At 72.9% G+C, this 20,563-nt stretch carries 13 protein-coding genes; 10 read left to right on the forward strand and 3 right to left on the reverse strand.

Annotated elements, in window-relative coordinates; all coding sequences use genetic code 11:
• Nucleotides 1-3: 3 nt before the first annotated feature.
• The 8 genes from HDC93_RS30770 (at nucleotide 4) to moeZ (ending at nucleotide 10,105) form a co-directional block, all read left to right on the forward strand.
• Nucleotides 4-1,014 (forward strand): ABC transporter permease, encoded by a 1,011-nt coding sequence (locus HDC93_RS30770; protein WP_185014114.1) that lies wholly within the window; start codon nucleotides 4-6, stop codon nucleotides 1,012-1,014.
• On the forward strand, nucleotides 1,011-2,009 hold the full coding sequence (locus HDC93_RS30775) for an ABC transporter permease (RefSeq protein WP_185014115.1): 999 nt from the start codon (nucleotides 1,011-1,013) through the stop codon (nucleotides 2,007-2,009). The genes HDC93_RS30770 and HDC93_RS30775 overlap by 4 nt, the downstream gene beginning before the upstream one ends.
• On the forward strand, nucleotides 2,006-3,598 hold the full coding sequence (locus tag HDC93_RS30780; protein WP_185014116.1) for an ABC transporter ATP-binding protein: 1,593 nt from the start codon (nucleotides 2,006-2,008) through the stop codon (nucleotides 3,596-3,598). Before HDC93_RS30775 ends, HDC93_RS30780 begins: the two co-directional genes overlap by 4 nt.
• A gap of 329 nt (nucleotides 3,599-3,927) precedes the next feature.
• The gene (locus HDC93_RS30785) at nucleotides 3,928-5,649 is read left to right on the forward strand and encodes a DUF3492 domain-containing protein (RefSeq protein ID WP_185014117.1); all 1,722 of its coding nucleotides are present in this window, start codon (nucleotides 3,928-3,930) and stop codon (nucleotides 5,647-5,649) included.
• Nucleotides 5,646-7,046, forward strand: coding sequence for a hypothetical protein (locus tag HDC93_RS30790; RefSeq protein WP_185014118.1), 1,401 nt, complete (start codon nucleotides 5,646-5,648; stop codon nucleotides 7,044-7,046). The genes HDC93_RS30785 and HDC93_RS30790 overlap by 4 nt, the downstream gene beginning before the upstream one ends.
• Nucleotides 7,047-7,166: 120 nt before the next feature.
• Entirely contained in the window at nucleotides 7,167-8,126 is a 960-nt protein-coding gene (locus HDC93_RS30795) for an NAD(P)-dependent oxidoreductase (protein WP_185014119.1), read from the forward strand.
• Nucleotides 8,114-8,863, forward strand: coding sequence for a spherulation-specific family 4 protein (locus tag HDC93_RS30800; RefSeq protein ID WP_185014120.1), 750 nt, complete (start codon nucleotides 8,114-8,116; stop codon nucleotides 8,861-8,863). Before HDC93_RS30795 ends, HDC93_RS30800 begins: the two co-directional genes overlap by 13 nt.
• A 63-nt stretch (nucleotides 8,864-8,926) precedes the next feature.
• Nucleotides 8,927-10,105 carry an adenylyltransferase/sulfurtransferase MoeZ gene (gene moeZ / locus HDC93_RS30805; protein ID WP_031112256.1) on the forward strand — a complete coding sequence of 393 codons (1,179 nt, stop codon included), beginning with the start codon at nucleotides 8,927-8,929 and terminating at the stop codon, nucleotides 10,103-10,105.
• Between the two features lie 125 nt (nucleotides 10,106-10,230).
• Here moeZ and HDC93_RS30810 read toward each other — a convergent pair whose 3' ends face one another.
• The 3 genes from HDC93_RS30810 to HDC93_RS30820 form a co-directional block, all read right to left on the reverse strand.
• Nucleotides 10,231-11,700: an alpha/beta hydrolase gene (locus HDC93_RS30810; protein WP_185014121.1), complete on the reverse strand. Its 1,470-nt coding sequence runs from the start codon at nucleotides 11,698-11,700 to the stop codon at nucleotides 10,231-10,233.
• A 134-nt stretch (nucleotides 11,701-11,834) separates the two neighbouring features.
• Nucleotides 11,835-13,379 (reverse strand): alpha/beta hydrolase, encoded by a 1,545-nt coding sequence (locus HDC93_RS30815; protein ID WP_185014122.1) that lies wholly within the window; start codon nucleotides 13,377-13,379, stop codon nucleotides 11,835-11,837.
• A gap of 95 nt (nucleotides 13,380-13,474) precedes the next feature.
• A complete protein-coding gene (locus tag HDC93_RS30820) occupies nucleotides 13,475-16,204 on the reverse strand; it encodes a lysylphosphatidylglycerol synthase transmembrane domain-containing protein (RefSeq protein ID WP_185014123.1) in 2,730 nt (909 codons plus the stop codon).
• Nucleotides 16,205-16,390: 186 nt separating this feature from the next.
• On the opposite strand from HDC93_RS30820, the gene HDC93_RS30825 reads away from it, so the two are divergent.
• A complete protein-coding gene (locus HDC93_RS30825) occupies nucleotides 16,391-16,780 on the forward strand; it encodes an MGMT family protein (RefSeq protein ID WP_260419849.1) in 390 nt (129 codons plus the stop codon).
• A 266-nt stretch (nucleotides 16,781-17,046) separates the two neighbouring features.
• Complete coding sequence (locus tag HDC93_RS30830) at nucleotides 17,047-20,511, forward strand: ATP-dependent DNA helicase (RefSeq protein WP_185014125.1); 3,465 nt, start codon at nucleotides 17,047-17,049, stop codon at nucleotides 20,509-20,511.
• The last annotated feature ends 52 nt before the right edge of the window (nucleotides 20,512-20,563 follow it).

Genomic DNA, 20,563 nt, shown 5'->3' on the forward strand with positions numbered 1-20,563 from the left:
GCCGTGAGCGAGGCACTTCTCGCCGCCGAGGCGGCCGTGACGGATCCTGCCGTCCCGGCCGCCTCGGGGGCCCGTCAGTTCTGGCGGCGGCTGCGCACGCAGCGCGCCGCCCTCGTCGCGGCCGCAGTCGTCGCGCTGCTCGTCCTGGTCGCTCTCGCCGCGCCGCTGCTCACCGCCGTCGAGGGCCAGGACCCGACCACCTACCACCCGTCCCTCGTGGACTCCGCGCGCGGCGGCGTGCCCATCGGATCCCTCGGCGGAGCGGGCGCCGACCACTGGTTCGGCGTCGAACCGCAGACCGGCCGGGACCTGTTCGCGCGGCTGGTGTACGGCGCGCGCGTGTCGCTGGGCGTCGCCCTGGCCGCGACCGTCGTGCAGGTCGCCATCGGGATCACCCTGGGTGTCGCGGCCGCGCTCGGCAGGCGATGGGTCGATCAACTGTTGAGCCGGTTCACGGACATCATCGTCGCCATGCCGCTGATGATCATGTCGCTGGCGCTGCTCGCGGTCGTGCCGTCGAGCTTCCCGCGGCCCGTGCTCGTCGCGCTCGTCATCGGCCTGATCGGCTGGGGCAACATCGCCCGGATCGTGCGCGCGCAGACCCTCACCCTCAAGGAGCTCGACCACGTCTCCGCGGCCCGGCTCAGCGGCTGGGGCACCTGGAGCATCGCCCGCCGCGAACTGCTGCCCGGAATCGCCGCACCCGTCATCACCTACGCCGCGCTGCTCGTCCCGACGAACATCACCGTCGAGGCCGCGCTCTCCTTCCTCGGCGTGGGCGTGAAACCGCCGACACCCTCCTGGGGACAGATGCTCACCGCCGCCGACGTCTGGTACCAGGCCGCCCCGCAGTACCTGCTGCTGCCCGCAGGCGCCCTGTTCGTCACGGTGCTCGCCCTCACCGTCCTCGGCGACGGCGTCCGCACCGCCCTCGACCCGCGCGCCGCCTCCCGGCTGCGCATCGGCACGGGCCGCAGGCGGGAGCCGAAGGCGGCCGAGGGAGGCACGGCATGAACGGGTTCACCGGCTTCGTCCTGCGCCGCACCGTCGCCGCCGTGGCCACCCTGCTCGCCATCTCGGTGATCGTCTACGTCGTCTTCTACGCCACCCCCGGCAACGTCGCCCAGATCACCTGCGGCCCGCGCTGCTCACCGGAACAGGTGCACCAGGTGGCCCGGCAACTGAACCTGGACGACCCGCTGTTCGTGCGCTACGGGCACTTCCTCCAGGGCCTCGTCGCCGGCCAGGGCTACTCGACGGGCACGTCCGTACAGCACTGCTCCGCGCCCTGCCTCGGCCTGTCGTACCAGAGCGACCAGCAGGTCACGCAGCTGATCTGGGCGAAGCTCCCGGTCAGTCTGTCCCTGGTGGCCGGCGCGATGGTGCTCTGGCTGATCCTCGGGGTCGGCACGGGCGTGCTCTCCGCCTGGCGGCGCGGCCGGTTCTCCGAGCGGGTGCTGACCGGCCTCACCCTCGCCGGCACGGCCACTCCGGTCTTCGTCATCGGCCTGGTCCTGATGATCGTCGTCTGCGGTGAACTGCGGCTGCTGCCCTTCCCGCAGTACGTCGCCCTCACCGAGGACCCCGAGCAGTGGGCGTGGAACCTGCTGCTGCCCTGGCTGTCGCTCGCCCTCATCGAAGCCGCCGCGTTCGCCCGGCTGACCCGGGCCTCGATGCTGGAGACCCTGGCCGAGGACCACATCCGCACGTTCCGCGCCTACGGCGTCGGCGAACGGTCGATCGTCGGACGGCACGCACTGCGCGGGGCGTTCGCCCCGGTCATCGCGCTGAACGCCAACAACGTCGGATCGGCCATCGGCGGCGCGGTGCTCACCGAGACCCTGTTCGGCCTGCCCGGCATCGGACAGGAACTCGTCCATGCCGTCAACGTCGTCGACCTGCCGGTCGTGGTCGGCATGGTCCTGGTCATCGGATTCTTCGTGGTCCTCGCCAACGCCGTCGCGGACGTCCTGTACGCGGTGGCCGACCGACGGGTGGTGCTGACATGAGCCTGGTCGAGGTGACCGGTCTCCGTGTGGAGTTCGGCGCGCTGCGCGCCGTCGACGGACTTTCCTTCCGCCTGGAGGAGGGCGCCGCCCTGGCCCTGGTCGGCGAGTCCGGTTCCGGCAAGTCGACCGTGGCGTCCGCGCTGCTCGGCCTGCACCGCGGCACGGGCGCGCGGGTCGAGGGCTCGGTCGAGGTGGCCGGCACCGATGTGCAGCGTGCCTCCGACGAGGAGTTGCGGCGGCTGCGCGGCGGGCGGGCCGCCATGGTGTTCCAGGATCCGCTGTCCTCCCTCGACCCGTACTACGCGATCGGCGACCAGATCGCCGAGGTGTACCGCGTGCACGCGCGGGCGTCCCGGCGGGCGGCACGCGCGCGTGCCGTGGACGTCCTGGACCGGGTGGGCATCCCGGACGCGGCCCGGCGGTCCCGGTCCCGTCCGCACGAGTTCAGCGGCGGCATGCGCCAGCGCGCCCTGATCGCCATGGCGCTCGCGTGCGAGCCCCGGCTGCTGATCGCCGACGAGCCGACCACCGCCCTCGACGTGACGGTCCAGGCCCAGGTCCTCGACCTGCTGCACACCCTGCGCGAGGAGACCGGCATGGGCCTGCTGCTCGTCACGCACGACGTGGGCGTCGCCGCCGAGAGCGTCGACGAGGTGCTGGTGATGCGGCACGGCACGGCGGTCGAGCACGGCCCGGTCGCCGACGTGCTGGGCGCACCGGCCGAGCCGTACACCCGGGAGCTGCTGGCCGCGGTCCCGCGGCTGGACGCGCCGCGTAAGGCCTCGACGGACCCTGCGGAGGTCGTCTTGGAGGCGACCGGCCTGCGGCGCGGGTTCGGGCGCGGGAAACGGGCGGTCACGGCCGTGGACGACGTGTCGCTGACCCTGCGCCGCGGCGAGACCCTCGGCATCGTCGGCGAGAGCGGCAGCGGCAAGACGACCCTCGGGCGCATGCTCGTCGGACTGCTGGAGCCGACGGCCGGATCGCTGGGCTTCGAAGGCCGCCCGCACACCGGGGTGAACCCGGCGGTGCAGATGGTCTTCCAGGACCCCGTCTCCTCCCTCAACCCCCGCCGCAGCGTGGGCGAGTCCATCGCCGACCCGCTGCGCGCCCGAGGTGAACGGCAGGAGGGGCGCATCCGGGAGCGAGTGGAGGAACTGCTGGAGCGCGTAGGGCTCGAAGCGGGGCACTACGACCGCTACCCCCATGAGTTCAGCGGCGGGCAGCGTCAGCGCGTCGGCATCGCCCGTGCCCTCGCGGCCGACCCGCGCGTCATCGTCTGCGACGAGCCGGTCTCGGCCCTCGACGTCACCACCCAGGCGTATGTGGTCGCCCTGCTGGGGGAGTTGCAGCGGGAACTCGGGCTCGCGCTGGTCTTCGTCGCGCACGACCTGGCCGTCGTCCGCCAGGTCAGCGACCGGGTCGCCGTGATGCGGCGCGGCCGGATCGTCGAGGAAGGGCCCGTCGAGGAGGTGTACGAGTCGCCGCGCGACCCCTATACCAGGCAGTTGCTCGCCGCGGTACCGGCGCTGGACCCGCAGGCCGCGGCGCGACGGCGGGTGCGGCGACGGGAGTTGGCGGCGGCATGACGCGGGGTGCGGCGACGGGAGTCGGCGGCGGCATGACGCGGGGTGCGGCGACGGGAGCCGGCGGCGGCATGACGCGGGGTGCGGCGCCGGGAGCCGGCCGCGGAGAGACGCAGCGGAGGCGGGACCCGTCCGCGGTATGACGATCCGTGTCCGCTTGGTCTCCTAGCGCGACAGAACGCGACCCGCGCAGGAAAGTTACGACCGTTCACCCCTTTTGGTGGTGCGATGGACAACCGTCCGTCGCACCACCGCCTTGTCCGCATACCTTCGTCCCGCTGCGAGCCGCCGGGCAACGGCGGCTCCCCATACGGGAGATCGGGGGTGCACTCGTGCGCATCGGACTGCTTACGGAGGGTGGCTATCCGTATGTGAGCGGTGACGCCAGGCTCTGGTGCGACCGGCTGGTGCACGGACTCGCCCAGCACGAGTTCGACGTCTACGCGCTCAGCCGCAGCGAGCACCAGGAGGACGAGGGCTGGATCCCGCTGCCACCGAACGTCCGCCGGGTGCGCACCGCCCCGCTGTGGATGGCCGAGGACGACGAGGTGGTGCTCGGGCGCCGTGCACGCCGGCGGTTCACCGAGCACTTCGGGGAACTGGCCGCCGTGCTGTGCGGGGTCCCCGAGGGCGCCTCGGGTGCGGTCAGGAGCCTCTCCGAAGGAGCGTCGGCCTCCGAGGCGGACCGTTTCGCCAACGCTCTGTACGGCCTCGCCGAACTCGCCCGCGACGAGGGCGGGCTGGCGGGAGCCCTCCGCTCGGAGGCCGCCGTAAGCACCCTGGAACGCGCCTGTCGCGCGCCCGGCGCCCATCGCGCCGCGCGCGAGGCGCGCGTACCGGATCTGCTCGCCGTCGCCGCCCATCTGGAACGCGCCCTGCGCCCCCTCTCCCTCGACTGGTACGAGGACGACGGGCTCGGCGCGGTCGACCTCTGCCACGCCGCGTCCGGCGGCACGGCCGTCCTGCCCGGCCTGCTGGCCCGCCACTTCACCGGCGTACCCCTGATGGTCACCGAGTACGGCGTGCGCCTGCGGACGCACTACCTCACCACCCCGGACGCCCCACCCGCCGTACGGTCCCTGCTGGCCGCCTTCCAGGGCCGGCTCGCGGCCGAGGCCTACGGGCGGGCCGAGGTCGTCACCGCCGGCAACACCCACACCCGCCGCTGGCAGGAGCGCTGCGGCGCCCACCGCGAGAAGCTCCGCACGGTCTATCCCGGCATGGACGCCCGGCCCTTCGCCGAGGTGGGCGAGTCCCCGGACTGCGCGGACCCGGACGCGCTCGTCTGGGTCGGCCGCGTCGAGCCCGCCAAGGACCTGGTCTCGCTGCTGCACGCCTTCGCGGAGGTCCGCAAGCGGCAGCCGAAGACGCGCCTGCGCATCGTCGGCGCCCCCGCCGGCCCCGAGGGCGCGGCCTACCTCGGACACTGCAGGACGCTGGCCGCCCAGCTCTTCCCCGACGAAGCCGCGGGCCCACACACCGCCGGCGACAACCCGGTGTCCTTCGAGGAGATCGGCGGCCCCGACCTCCCGGCCGCCGCCCACGCCTACGCCTCGGGTGCCGTGACCGTCCTCTCCAGCGTCGTCGAGGGCTTCCCCGTCGGCCTCGCCGAGGCCATGCTCTGCGGGCGTGCGACGGTGTCGACGGACGTCGGCGCGGTCGTGGAGGTCATCGGCGGCACCGGGCTCGTCGTACCGCCGCGCAATCCGCGGGCGCTCGCCGAGGCGTGCGTGGCGCTGCTGCGTGACCCCGAGCGCCGTGCGCGCCTGGGGGCCGCCGCTCGCGCCCGGGCCCTCGAACTGTTCACGGTCGAGCAGAACATCGAGGCATTTCACGGCATTTACCTGGAGATCGTCTCGCGTGCGCCCGTCCGCCGGGTCGTCCTCGACGGATCGGGAGAGCCGCTGCCGTTCTCGGTTCCCGCCGAGGCGCACGTCGCCGTCCGCTGGACCACCGCGTCACCCCGCCTCGCCGCCCGCGGCGGCCCCGGCTGGGCGGCGGGCAGGCCCGTACGCGCCACCACTCCCGTCCCCGCCCCGGAGGGAGCGCGATGAGCGGCCTGGGAGAACTGGACCGACCGGGAACCCCGACCGACTCCGCCCGTGACCGCACGAGGTCCGGGAAGCCGCGGTCTGCCGTTGACGGCGCAGGGTCTGGGAAGCCGGAGTGTGCATTCGACGGCACGGGGTCCGGGAAGCCGGAGCCTGCCTTTGACGGCACGGGGTCCGGGAAGCCGGAGCCTGCCTTTGACGGCACGGGGTCCGGGAAGCCGGAGCCTGCCTGTGACGGCACAGGGCCTGGGAGGCCGGAGTCGGCCGCCGACCGCGTCGCCTCCACCCCGCGGCGCGGCGCCGTCGATCCGGTGAAGGCGCTGATGCACCGTCACCGGGGGCTCTGCGAGCGCGCGGTGGACCCCCTCGAGATCGCCGCCGGGCTGGAGGCGCACGGCATCACCGACCGGACCGCCGCCCGCTTCCGGCACCGGGACGTCTTCTCCCTCGCCGAGGAGATGTACGCGCGTGTCTCCCGGGACGGAGACACCCCCCTGCCCGCCCCGCCCGCCGCGCCCCGCGTGCGCGCCGACTGGGTTCTGCTGACCCTCCTGCCCGGGGCGCTGTGCGCCGCCGCCATCGCCGCCCTGCACCTCACCCATGGGCAGTCGCGCCTGTTCGCGGCGGCAGCCGGGGCCCTCGCCGTGGCCCTGGCCCTCCACGCGGCCCTGCGCCGAGGGCCCCTGAGCAGGACCGACACGGACCGGCCCGGGCCGCGGCCCGGCGCGGCCTCCGGCAGGACCACCCCGTGGACCTTGTGGCTCGTCGCCTACTCCCTCCTGGGCAATGGCCTGCTCGACAACGCACTCGCCGGAGGCCCCGACACTCTGCCCACCGGCACGGCCGACGGCCCCTGGCCCCTCACCGCAGCCCCGGCCCTGGCCCTCGCCCTGGCCTGCGCACCCGCCGCCTGGGCCGCGCACCTCCTCACCGCCCGAGCACGCCGCAAACTCGCGGCCAGCCGCGGCCTGGAGGACTTCGCCGCCGCCGTACGCCCCCTCCTGCTCGGCGTGTTCGCCCTGTACCTGGGTGCCCTGGCAGCCTTGCTCACCCTCAGCGGCGCGGCCCTCGGCGAGCCCGCGGCCTACGCCCAGGTCCTCGCCCTGGGCGCCCTCCTCTTCCTGGCCCGCCTCCTCACCACGCACGGCTTCACCTACGCCCCCGCCGTGGTTCTGACCGCGGCGGCCACGGTCGAGGCGGCCGCCCTCGCCACGGTCTTCGCCTCCCGCCTCCCCGGTGTCGGCTTCCTGGCCACCCCCGTCGACACCCTCGTCACCACCTGGGGTGCCGGCAGCGTCCCCACCCTCACCTGCGCAGCTGCGGCGCTGGCCCTCCTGGTCCACACGACCCGCAAGCTCACCCGGGCCTCGGCCCACGCACCGCCGGAGCCCGCGCGGTGAGCGCCGCGGACACCGGCCCCACCGCCGCAGGCAGCACCCGTCCCGCCCCTTCCTTTCCGCCTCGAGGAGAACCCGCATGATCACCCACCCAGGAACCCCGGCGACATGGGGAGCCGTGCGATGAGAGTCCTGCTGATCGGAGCCAACGGCTACATCGGGCGCTTCGTCGCCGACCGCCTGCTCGCCGACCCGGCCGTGCAGCTCACCGCCCTCGGCCGCGGTGACGACGCCGACGTCCGCTTCGACCTCGCCTCCGGCAGCCCCGGCGCCCTCACCCGCTTCCTCGACGCGGTCCACCCGGGCGTCGTCGTCAACTGCGCGGGCGCCACCCGCGGCGGCGCCCGCGAGCTCACCCGCCACAACACCGTCGCCGTCGCCACCGTCTGCGAGGCCCTGCGGCGCAGCGGCTGCGGGGCCCGGCTGGTGCAGATCGGCTGCAGCGCGGAGTACGGCCCGAGCCAGCCCGGCTCCTCCACCGCCGAGGACGCGGTGCCCCGGCCCGGCGGCCCGTACGGCGTCAGCAAGCTCGCCGCCACCGAACTGGTCCTCGGCTCCGGCCTGGACGCCGTCGTCCTGCGGGTCTTCTCCCCGGCCGGACCCGGCACCCCCGCCGGCTCCCCGCTGGGCCGTCTCGCCGAGGCCATGCGCCGGGCCATGCAGTCCGGGGACGGCGAGCTGAAACTCGGCGGCCTCGGCGCGCAGCGCGACTTCGTCGACGTCCGCGACGTGGCCCGCGCCGTCCACGCCGCCTCGCTCTCCGCAGCGCAAGGCGTCATCAACATCGGCTCCGGCCGCGCCGTGCGCCTGCGCGACGCCGCCGCCGTCCTCGCCCGCGTCGCCGGATACGGCGGCGCCCTACACGAGCTCGACGGACCGCCCGGCGCCCTGCGCACGGTCATCGGCCACCCCCGCCCCGACGCGGACCACGCGCCCCCCGTCGCGTACCCGTACCCCGACGGCTGCGGCAGCTGGCTGCAGGCCGACGTGCGCACCGCTCGCGACCGGCTCGGCTGGCGTCCCCGGATCGGCCTGGAGGAGTCCCTCGCCGACATCTGGATGGAGGCGGCATGCCGCATCTGACCAGATCCCGGCAGCGCACCCCGGACACGGAACTGCGCCCCGGCGTCGGCGTCCCCGGCTATGCGCACCCCCTTCTCGCCCCCACCGAGTGGGGTGAGCTGACCCGCCCCGGCACCCCGCTGCACTGGGTGGTCCTCAACGTGGCCGACGGCCCTGGCGCCCGCCCCGACCCGCACTGCCTGGAGGCGGCCGGCCGGCTGCGCAACGCGGGCATCCGCGTCCTCGGCCACCTCGACACCCGGTACGGCACCCGCAACTTCGGCGAGCTGATCTCGGACGCCCACCGGTTCGTCGACTGGTACCAGGTCGACGGTTTCCTCCTGGAGCGCTGCCCGGCGGACCACGCCGGGCTGGCCGAGGTCCGCCGCACGGTCGCCACGCTGCGGGTGATCCGTGACGCTGCCCACATCGTCCTCGGTCACGGCATCCACCCGCACCCCGGCTACGTCGAACTCGCCGACCAACTGGTCACCTTCTCCGGACCCTGGAGCGACTACCGCTGGTCGCAGGTGGCCGAGTGGACCGCCGGCCACGCGCCCGAGCGCTTCTGCCACTTCGTCCACGGCGTCCCCCGCACGCACCTGGCCGAGGCGCTGCGCATCGCCCGCTGGCAGGGCGCCGCGACGGTCTGGATCACCGACCACATGGATCGCGGCGGCAGCACCGATCCCTGGGAGGTCATGCCCGGCTACTGGGACGAATTCGTCTCGCGTATCGGAACAGGTGTCTCGGAATGAAAAAGGGCATGGCACTGTTACGGGGAGAACAACCGTAGTGATTGACCGACCAACGGAGTCCCCGTGTCGCTGCCACCCCTGGTCGAGCCGGCTTCCGAGCTCACCGTAGACGAGGTCCGCAGGTACTCCCGCCACCTGATCATCCCCGACGTGGGGATGGACGGGCAGAAGCGGCTGAAGAACGCCAAGGTGCTGTGTGTGGGCGCCGGCGGCCTGGGCTCGCCGGCGCTGATGTACCTGGCTGCCGCGGGCGTCGGCACGCTCGGCATCGTGGAGTTCGACGAGGTCGACGAGTCGAACCTGCAGCGCCAGATCATCCACAGCCAGGCCGACATCGGCCGTCCGAAGGCCGAGTCCGCCCGCGACAGCGTCAAGGGCATCAACCCGTACGTGAACGTGATCCTTCACGAGGAGCGGCTCGAGGCCGACAACGTGATGGACATCTTCAGCCAGTACGACCTGATCGTCGACGGTACGGACAACTTCGCGACCCGCTACCTGGTCAACGACGCCTGCGTGCTGCTGAACAAGCCGTACGTCTGGGGCTCGATCTACCGCTTCGACGGCCAGGCGTCCGTCTTCTGGTCCGAGCACGGTCCCTGCTACCGCTGCCTCTACCCGGAGCCCCCGCCCCCCGGCATGGTCCCCTCCTGTGCCGAGGGCGGCGTCCTGGGCGTGCTCTGCGCGTCCATCGGCTCCATCCAGGTCAACGAGGCCATCAAGCTCCTCGCCGGCATCGGCGACCCGCTGGTGGGCCGGCTGATGATCTACGACGCCCTGGAGATGCAGTACCGCCAGGTCAAGGTCCGCAAGGACCCGAACTGCGCGGTCTGCGGCGAGAACCCGACCGTCACCGAGCTCATCGACTACGAGGCCTTCTGCGGCGTCGTCTCCGAAGAGGCCCAGGCGGCGGCTGCCGACTCCACGATCACTCCCAAGCAGCTCAAGGAGTGGATCGACGACGGCGAGAGCATCGACATCATCGACGTCCGCGAGCCGAACGAGTACGAGATCGTCTCCATCCCGGGCGCCCGGCTGATCCCCAAGAACGAGTTCCTCATGGGCACCGCCCTGGAGAGCCTCCCGCAGGACAAGAAGATCGTCCTGCATTGCAAGACGGGTGTCCGCAGTGCGGAAGTCCTCGCGGTCCTGAAGTCCGCGGGCTTCTCGGACGCGGTGCACGTCGGCGGTGGCGTGATCGGCTGGGTCAACCAGATCGAGCCGTCCAAGCCGGTGTACTGAGCCATACCGGTGTAGCGAGCCATACGGGTGCAGTGGGCCGAGCCGGTCCACTGAGCCGTGTCCGGCCTCCCTCTCCCCGCGGCGGGGGCTTCGCGCGCCACGAGTGCGCGAAGCCCCCGCCGTCGTCATGAGCAGACCTTGCCGTCCTTCGGCACCGAGCCGTCCAGCAGGTACGCGTCCACCGTGGAGTCCACACACTCGCTCCCACTGCCGTAGGCGCCGTGCCCCTCGCCCCGCCAGGTGAGCAGCACCCCGACGCCCTTGCCCAGCTCGCCGGCCATCCTCCGCGCGCCCTCGTACGGCGTGGCCGGGTCGCCGGTGTTGCCGACGACCAGGACCGGTGCCGCGTCGGGGGCGCTCACCTCCGGGTTGTCGTGCTGTCCGGGCACCGGCCAGTCGTGGCACCAGCCGGCCGTGTCCCAGCCGAGGAACGTCCCGAAGACCGGGGAGATCCGCTCGAATTGCGGCAGCAGCTTCTTCGTGTCGGCCACCGTCGGCCGCTGCCTGTCGTCCAGGCACGATATGACCCGCTGGGAGTGGGTCGTCGTGCCGTAGCGCCCCGATGGGTCGCGTTCGTTGTAGCGGTCGGCGAGGACCAGCAACTCCGAGCCGTCGCCTGCCTCCGCCGCCTTCAGGGCGCTCGTCAGGGTCGGCCAGCTGTCCTTGCTGTACAGCGGCAGGATGATGCCGGTGACCGCGAGGGTCTGGGTCAGCTTCCGCCCCGGCGCCCCGGTCGCCAGGGGGCGGGCGTCGATGCGCTGGAGCAGGTCCGCGATCTTGCGTGTGCCGTCCTCGGGGTCCTGGCCCGTGGACCTGAGATAGCCGTTCAGCGCGCGCTGGAAGCCCCTGGCCTGGTTCTGGGCGTGGCCCACGGTGTCGGCGGTGGGGTCGACGACCGCGTCCAGCGTCACGCGTCCCACCTTCTTCGGGAAGAGGTGGGCATAGGTGCCGCCCAGTTCGGTGCCGTAGGAGATGCCGAAGTAGTTCATCCTGTCGTCGCCGAGGACCTCTCGGATGCGGTCCATGTCGCGGGCCGAGTCGGCGGTCGAGACGTGGGCCATCAGCTTCCCGGCGTCCTTCTGGCAGCCCTTGCCGAAGTCGGCGGCGTCCTCGACGTACGCCTTCTCCTCGGCGGGGGTGTCCGGTGTGACGTCCACCGACTCGGCGGACTGGATCTCCTTGTCGCCGCGGCAGCGCACGCCCTCGCTGGCGCCCACGCCGCGCGGGTCCCAGCTCACCAGGTCATACCGTTCGCGGAGCGAGGAGACGGCCGGGGCGTACGACGGCATCATGGACACGCCCGAGGCGCCCGGGCCGCCGAAGTTGAACAGCAGCGAACCGAGGCGGTCGCCGCCGCGGGCCTTGGCGCGGATCAGCCCGAGGCCGATCGTCTCGCCGTCCGGCTTCGACCAGTCCAGCGGCACCTTCACCGTCGCGCACTGCCATTCACTGCTCGGCGCGGGGCCGTCGGCGGTCGCCTTGCAACGGCCCCAGGAGAGCCCGCTCCTGTCGTCGTCGGACGAACCGCCGCTGCAGCCGGCGGCCAGCAGGGCCGAGGCGGCCGCCAGAGCGGTCCACCGAACCAAGCGCGTCATTGCCCATCCCCCCTCGCAGGCCGTCCGCTCCGTGCCGCGGATGGCGGTCAGGCCATGGTAGGCAGATCCCGCGCCGACCGTTTCGACCTGTGGATAACGTTCTGACCTGCGAGTTCGTCGGTACCGTTCACGTGTCAGGAGCAGACGGTCCCCGCCGGCGGCACCTTTCCGTCCAGCAGATAGCCGTCCACCGCCCCCTGCACGCACTTGTTCTTGCTGTCGTAGGCGCCATGCCCCTGGCCCCGGTACGTCAGCTCGACGCCGACGCCCTTGCCCAGCGCGTTCACCATGGCCCGCGCGCCCTCGTACGGCGTGGCCGGGTCGCCGGTGTTGCCGACGACCAGGATGGGCGCCGAGCCCGGAGCGCTGACGTCCGGGTGGTCGGCGGCCCCCGGCACGGCCCAGTCGGTGCAGCTGAGCATGGACCACGCCAGGTAATCCCCGAACAGGTCGGACGCGGCCCGGAACTCGGGCAGCTTCCGCTCGACGTAGGCGGAGTCGTAGCGGGGTTTGTCGTCGGCGCAGTTGATGGCGACGTTGGCGGGGGTGATGTTGCTGTACTCGCCGTTCTCGCTGCGCCCGTTCATCGAGTCGGCCAGCGACAGCAGAATCCTGCCGTCGCCGTCGTACGCCTGCTCCAGGCCCTCGGTGAGGTACTCCCAGAAGTCCTTCGAGTACAGCGCCTGCGCGATGCCGCTGGTCGCCGCGGTCTGGGTCAGCTGGCGCGGGAAGATCCCCATGATCGGAGTGCGGTCGAGTTCGTCGAGCAGTCTGGCGATACGGTCCTTCACGTCCTGCGCGCTGTCGCCGATCGGGCACTCCTCGGCCTGCGACACGCAGTCCTCGGCGAAGTTGTCGAGTGCGAGCTGGAAGCCCCTGGCCTGCCCCAGCGACCCCTGTTCGGGGTCCTGCGTGGGGTCGACGACGGCGTCGAACAGGGCTCGGCCGACCCGCTTCGGGAAGAGGTGGGCGTAGACGCCGCCCAGCTCGGTGCCGTAGGAGATGCCGAAGTAGTACAGCTTGTCGTCGCCGAGTACCTGGCGCATCAGGTCCAGGTCGCGGGCCGCGTCGGTCGTGCGCACGTGCGGCAGGATCTGCTCCGAGTTGTCCTCGCAGGCGTTGTTGAACTCCTTGGTGTTGTCCACGAGCTGGGTGCGTTCGGCGGCGTCGTCGGGGGTGGCGTCCTGCTGGAAGTAGGCGTCGAGCTGCTGGTCGTTCTCGCAGCGCACGGGGTCGCTGCGGCCGACCCCGCGCGGGTCGAAGCTGACCAGGTCGTAGCGGGTGCGCAGCTTCTCGTAGCCCTCCGCGAAGGCGGGCAGCGAGGTGACGCCCGAGCCGCCGGGGCCGCCGAAGTTGAAGATGAGCGAGCCGATGCGGGCGTTCTCCGCTCCGGTCGTCCTGACCCGGATCAGCTCCAGGCCGATCGTGTCGCCCTTCGGGTCGTCCCAGTCGAGCGGGGCCTTCATGGTCGCGCACTGCCACTCGCCGTCGTCCGGCAGGGGAGAGGGCGAGGTGCCTCCGCCCTGGGCCGCGTCCGGGGCCGGGCAGGCCTTCCAGCTCAAGTCCTGCCGCGTGAGGTCCTCGTCCTTGGCGTCGTCGCCGCAACCCGCCAGCACGGTGGACAGCAGCACGGCGGAGGCGGTCAGGGCGGCGGCGCGCAGCCGGAGGAGCGATGGCATGGTTCCATCCTGCGGCGGCGGCGAACGGGGCGCGCGGGACGCGTGCCGTATGAGGTAGGAGGGGCCGGAGAGGCTCTGCTCCCCGCCCGGTCGTCTCAGAGGGCCTGCTTGCGCGAGAGATGGTTGAAGGCCAGCCAGCCCGGCAGCACCGGCAGCCACAGCGTCAGCAGGCGGAACAGCAGGACCGCCGGCGCCGCGACCTCCTTCGGCAGCCCGACGGCGATCAGACCGACCGTCAGGGTCGCCTCGACCGCGCCCACACCGCCCGGCGTCGGCGCCGCGGACCCCAGGGCGTTGCCCGCGAGGAAGACGACGGCGACGCTGGCGATGCTGATCGACGTGGACTCGTCGCCGAACGCGCGGATCGACGCGTCCAGGCACATGACGAAGCACGCGGTCAGCAGCAGCATGCCGCCGATGCCGGTGACCAGCTTCTGCGGCCGCTGGAGCACGTCCAGCATGCGCGGCACGACACCCGCGAACAGCGACCGCACGCGCGTGACGACGAACTTGCGCAGGAACGGCACCGACGTCACCACGAGCACCAGCACGGCCACCGTGAGCAGCCCGGCGATGACCGTCCGGGAGGGCGACAGGGACGGCGTCTTCTCGGTGCCGGTCAGATAGCCGAAGGACAGCAGCATCAGGATGTGGCAGCCGAGCCCGAACAACTGCGAGGCGCCGACACTCGCCACCGCGAGCCCCGGCCGCACTCCGGCGCGCTGCAGGAAGCGCGTGTTCAGGGCGACCCCGCCCACCGCCGCCGGCGCGACGATCTTCACGAACGACCCGGCGACCTGCGCCGCCACGGTCCGCACGAACGGCACCCGCTCGGGCACGAACCCCAGCAACGCCATCGCCGCCGCGACGTAGCTGCACATCGAGAACAGCACGGCCGCGGCGACCCAGCCCCACTCGGCGTTGGCGATGAGCGGCCCGAACTCGATGTGCGTGAGCTGCGTCAGCAGGAAGTACGCGCCGATCGCACCGGCGATGAAACTGATCAGCGTGCGCGGCCGCACCCGCTCCAGCCGGGCCGGCTCGACGGGCGCCTGCGGCCTGATCCGCAGCACCGCGTGCCGGATCTGCGTGAGCAGGTCCTCCTCGCGCGCCTCCTCCAGGGCCTCGTCGATCGCCCGCTTCTCGGCCCGCTGCTCCGCCCGTACGGCCTTCTTGTCGGGCTTCTCCAGGACGACGGTCGATTCGTTCGCGTTCTCTTCCAGGCGGGCCTGCTTGGCCTGCCGGGACGCCTCCAGGACCGCCTCGCGTTCGCGCTGTGCCCGCTCGCGGGCCAGTTTGCGCAGCGTCGCGCGCGTGGAGCGGCTGAGTGCGATGGGCTGGAGCATCGGCAGGCAGTCCGCCACCGCGTCGGGTCCGAGCACCCCCACCGCCGAGGCCACCGTGCGCTCGGCGCCGACCCGCAGGCCGAGGGTCACCAGCAGTTGGGAGGTGTCCATGCGCAGCAGCAGATCGCCGGCCGCGATCTCGCCGACGCGCAGGTCGGTGAGGATCACCTTGCCGGAACGATCCACCAGAATCGCGTCGCCCACCAGCCTGCGATGCGCGATGCGCCGCGACTGCAGGGCCTTCACCTGGCGCCAGGTGTCGCGCAGCAGTCCGTCGGTGATCTCCTCGTCCGGCAGCGAGTCGAGGGTGCGCCCCCCGCTGTGCTCGTAGACGAGTATCACGGCGTCGGGGCCGAGCTCGGAGGTGGCGATCAGCTTGGGCGCGTTGGCCCCGGCCGCGATGGCCGCGTACGCCAGCAGCGCCTCCTGCTCCAGGGCCTGGCGCAGCGACTGCAGGCTGCTGCGGGTGGCGAAGCCGCGCAGGGTCAGATTGCGCCAGGCGCGGTAGAAGAAGCCCTGGGCCTGCTGCTCCCGGTCGACCACCGTCACGTCCAGCGGCGGGCCGTCCTCCAGCGTGACGAAGTAACGGCGGCCCCGGTCCCCGGTGTCCGGGTTGTCCGAGGTGTCCTCGCGGGACGCGCTGACCGGGCGGAACCCGACGGTCCGCAGGCCCGCCATCAGCGTCTGCCCGGTGGGCCGGACGTTGGGCGAGCCGACCGCGTACAGGGTCCCGTAGGCCACGGTCCAGCCGATCAGCACGGTCAGGATGATCGAGAACGGGGTGGTGTACCCGGTGACGAGCATCGAGAAGGCGTCGAGGAGCAGCACGACCCACAGCACCGCGCGCCATCTCGGTCTGCGCGACATGCCGACGGCCGTCATGTAGGCGATGACCGGGGCCAGATATCCGTGCACGGGATCGGTCAGCGCGTGGATGTCGCCGGGGGAGGGCTGGGTGAGCGCCTCCTGGATCGAATCGGGGGCGGCCCGGGCCACCCACAGGTCCGTGGCGAGGGTCACACCGTGCGCGAGGACCGCCGCGAGCACGCCGTCGGCGATGCGCAGCCCGTCCCGCTTGATCAGCCGCTCGATGGCGAAGGCGACCGGTACCAGCAGGATCGCGATGCTGGAGGCCAGCCCCGCGATCTTGATGAGGAGGTCGGGTGCCTGCCCGGTGCCCTTGTTGATGTCCTGTTCGAGGCCCGAGGTGGTGCCGTGCGCGAAGGCGGCGACCCCGATCAGGACCGCGACCGCGAGCACACCCACCAGCAGGCGCATCAGGTCGGACGGGCGGTGCACGCGCGCGGGGAGCAGCGGTTCGTCGCCCTCCACCTCGTCGATGTGGGCGACGTCGGGCTCCTCGGCGGCCGCCCTGGACTTCTTCGCGGCCCCCTTCGGACCGTCGTGCTCAGTGCCCGGGCGCGACGAAGCGTCAGAGGTGCCCTCCGTGTCCCCGGGGTGCGCACCCTGCTGCTTCATCGTCTCTTCTTGGTCTCGTATCACCGATCACCGCCCGCACGATGGTGGCATGCCGCACCGGCACAGGGGGCAATCAGGGTGCACATGCGGGGGCGGACAGTCTGCCCGATGTGCCCCTGCCGGGTGACGGAAACGCTCCGGAGCACGCCCGGCCCGTTGTCGGTGGGGTGGGGCAGGATGGGGCGGATGAGTGAGCAGAGCCCCGAGGGGGGCCGGTACGAGGACGGGCCCGCGCAAGCGCTGCCCGAGTACGCCGAGCAGGTCCTCGACGTCGCCGCACTGATTCCGCCGGGTCGTGTCATGACCTACGGGGACGTCGCCGAGTGGCTGGAGCAGGGGGGCCCGCGGCAGGTGGGCCGTGTGATGGCGCTCTACGGGGGAGCCGCTCCCTGGTGGCGGGTCGTCCGCGCGGACGGCGTCCTGCTGCCCGGCCACGAACTGCGGGCGCTCGGCCACTACCGGGCGGAGGGCACGCCCCTGAAGGTGGCGGGCCGTGCCGCCGAGGCCCACCTGCCACGCATCGACATGAGACGGGCGCGGTGGGACGGCGGCGATCGCGCGGAGGGTCACACCTGACAGCTTCCGCCATCGGACGGTCTGTCGTGTGACCCGTGATCCGTACGGGGGAATCGGGGCACACCGGGGGCATGACGTACGTTCGTGAGGCGAGGGGCATGAGTGCCACGAGTGCCGAGAGTGGCCGGCGGGAAGAAGGGGAAGCCCTGCTTCCGCCTCACCCGTCGGCGTAGCGTCGGCTGCGCGTGCCCCCGTCACCCCGCGGTCACCGCCCGCCACCCGCGGTGGCCCGCCAACCAGCACTTCCACCAGAACCGGCGAACCACGTGAGCTCCTCTTCCTTCACCAGCGGCCTGTCGCACCCCCGGGTGCGGCGGGGGAACCGTGGCGCTTACCGACTGGTACGTACCCCTCCCGCCCAGGTGGACCCCCCTCTTCTGGACGCCTCGCAGCGCTCCGTGGTTGACCACACGCGGGGCCCGCTGCTCGTCCTCGCAGGTCCGGGCACCGGCAAGACCACCACGCTCGTCGAGTCCGTGGCCGAACGCGTCGCCCGGGGCGTGGATCCCGAGCGCATCCTGGTCCTCACGTTCAGCCGCAAGGCCGCCGTCGAGCTGCGCGACCGCATGGCCCGGCGGGCGGGCGCGGCCCGCGCACCCCAGGCGACCACCTTCCACTCGTTCTGCTACGCCCTGGTCCGCGCCCACCAGGACAACGACCTGTTCGTCGAACCGCTGCGCCTGCTGTCCGGTCCCGAGCAGGACGTCTCGGTACGGGAACTGCTCGCGGGCCAGGTCGATCTGGAACGGCTCGGACTCGCCCATGTGCGCTGGCCGGACGAACTGCGCGCCTGCCTGACCACCCGCGGCTTCGCCGACGAGGTCCGCGCGGTCCTCGCCCGCAGCCGTGAACTGGGCCTCGGCCCCGACGCCCTGGACGCCTTCGCCCGCCGCACGGGACGGCCCGACTGGCGCGCCGCGGCCGCCTTCCTGGCCGAGTACCTCGACGTGCTCGACCTGCAGGGCGTGATCGACTACGCGGAACTCGTCCACCGCGCGGTGCTCCTCGCCCGCCGCCCCGAGGTCGCGGCGTGGCTCGCCGCCCGGTACGACGCCGTCTATGTCGACGAGTACCAGGACACGGATCCCGCTCAGGTACGACTGCTGGACGCCCTGGCCGGCGGTGGCCGCACGCTCGTGGCCTTCGGCGATCCCGACCAGTCGATCTACGCGTTCCGCGGCGCCGACGTCAACGGCATCCTGGACTTCCCGCACGCCTTCCCCCGCGCGGACGGCCGCCCGGCCCCCGTCTCCGTGCTGCGCACGTCCCGCCGCTCCGGCGCCGGCCTGTTGGCCGCCACCCGGCTGCTCACCCAGCGCATGCCGCTGACCCGCCTGCCCGCCGAGAAGGTGCGCGCCCACCGCGAACTCGCTCCCGTACGGGACGGCGGCCGCGTCGAGGCGTACACCTACCCGACGTCCGGGACGGAGCTGGACAACATCGCCGACATCCTCCGCAGGGCCCACCTGGAGGACGGCGTTCCCTGGAGCGACATGGCCGTCCTCGTGCGCGCCGGCTCCCGCACCATCCCGACGGTCCGCCGCGCCCTCACGGCGGCGGGCGTCCCCGTGGACGTCGACGGTGACGACGTGCCCCTGCGGCACGAACCGGCGGTGGCGCCGCTGCTGACGGCACTGCGGGCGGTGGCCGCGGCGGAGGTGGGATCTCCCGAGCCGCGGGAGTCCGAGGTCGCGGGGTCCTCCTCTGAGGCCGTTCGGTTTGGGGAGTCCGAGGTCGCGGAGCCCTCCTCTGACGTTCGGCCGGGAGAATCCGAGGGCCCGGAGGACGTTCGGCCTGGGGTGTCCGAGGCCACAGGGCTCTCCTCCGAGGACGCTCCCGCCGCGCCGCAGGACGCCTGCTGGCTCGACACCGAAACCGCCCTCACCCTCCTGACCTCGCCCCTCGCGAGCATGGACGCCGCCGACCTGCGCCGCCTCGGCCGCGCCCTGCGCGACGAGGAGAGGGCCGCCGGCAACCCGCTGCCGCCGCCCTCCGACGTGCTGCTCGCCCAGGCGCTCGCCGAGCCGGAGCGCCTCGCCGTGCACGACCCCACGTACGCGCGTGGCGCCCAGCGCCTCGGCGCGCTGCTGCGCAAGGCCCGCGAACGCCTCGCCGGCGGCGGCACCGCCGAGGAGGCGCTGTGGGACCTGTGGGAAGGCACGCCATGGCCCACGCGCCTGGAACGGGCAGCCCGCCGGGGCGGCGCCGCCGGGCGCAACGCGGACCGCGATCTGGACGCCGTCTGCGCCCTGTTCGCCACCGCCGCCCGCGCCGAGGAACGCACCGGAGGCCGGGGCACCCTGAACTTCCTGGCGGAGATCGACGCCGAGGACATCGCCGCCGACACCCTCACCAGGCGAGCCGTACGCCCCGCCGCCGTCCGCCTGATGACAGCGCACCGCTCCAAGGGACTGGAGTGGCGCCTCGTGGTCGTCGCGGGCGTCCAGGAGGGTCTGTGGCCGGACCTGCGTCGCCGCGGCTCCCTCCTGGAGGCCGACCGCATCGGCCGCGACGGACTCGCCGAACCCCTCACCCCCGGCGCGCTGCTCGCCGAGGAGCGCCGCCTCTTCTACGTGGCCGCCACACGCGCGCGTGAACGCCTCGTCGTCACCGCGGTCAAGGCCCCCGCGGACGACGGCGACCAGCCCTCGCGCTTCCTGACCGAACTCGGCGTCGAACCCAAGGACGTCACCGGACGCCCCCGCCGACCGCTGTCCGTCGCCGCGCTCGTCGCCGAACTGCGCGCCACCACGGTCGACCCGCGCGTCTCCGACGCCCTCCGGGAGGCCGCCGCCAGCCGCCTGGCGCGGCTCGCCGCCCTCGCCGACGAGGACGGCCGCCCCCTGGTGCCGTCCGCGCACCCCTACCGCTGGTGGGGCATGTTCGAGCCGACCGAGTCCAAGGTGCCGCTGCGCGACCGCGACCAGCCCGTGGTGCTCTCCGGCAGCGCCCTCGACCAACTGGCCAACACCTGCGCCCTCCAGTGGTTCCTCGGCCGTGAGGTGAAGGCCGACGCGCCCGCGACCGTCGCCCAGGGCTTCGGCAACGTGGTGCACGTCCTCGCCGACGAGGTCGCCTCCGGGCACACCCCGGCCGATCTCACCGTCCTCATGGAACGCCTCGACTCCGTGTGGAACGCGCTGGCCTTCGACGCGCCGTGGAAGTCGGCCCAGGAGAAGGACAACGCGCGCGTGGCGCTCGAACGGTTCCTGCAGTGGCACGTGACGAACCGCACCGGGCGGACCCCGGTGGCCAGCGAGCACGACTTCGACGTCATCCTCGAAGCGGGCGACTACCAGGTGCGCATCCGCGGCCAGATGGACCGGGTCGAGGCGGACGGCGACGGCCGCGCCTATGTGGTCGACTTCAAGACCGGCAAGCAGGCGCCCAGTTCCAAGGAGGTGGAGCGCCACCCACAGCTCGCCGTCTACCAGCTGGCCGTCCGCGAGGGCGCCGTCGACGAGGCCTTCGACGGCGTACGCCCCGAGCCGGGCGGCGCCGAACTCGTCCACCTCCGGCAGGGGGCGGCCAAACGCGACGGCGGCGAGAGCCTGCCCAAGGTGCAGGCCCAGGAGCCGCTGGAGGGGGAGTGGGTCGGCGACCTGCTCGCCACCGCCGCAGGCAAGGTCCTCGACGAGAGGTTCACGCCCACCGCCGGGCAGCACTGCACGCACTGCGCGTTCCGAGCCTCGTGCAGCGCGCGGCAGGAGGGACGTCACGTCGTGGAGTGAGCTGCCAGCAGTCTCGGAGCCAGCAGCCGCGGCGGGGACAGTCGTGGAGTGA

This window comes from Streptomyces sp. AK010 (assembly GCF_014207295.1).
GTDB lineage: Bacteria > Actinomycetota > Actinomycetes > Streptomycetales > Streptomycetaceae > Streptomyces > Streptomyces massasporeus.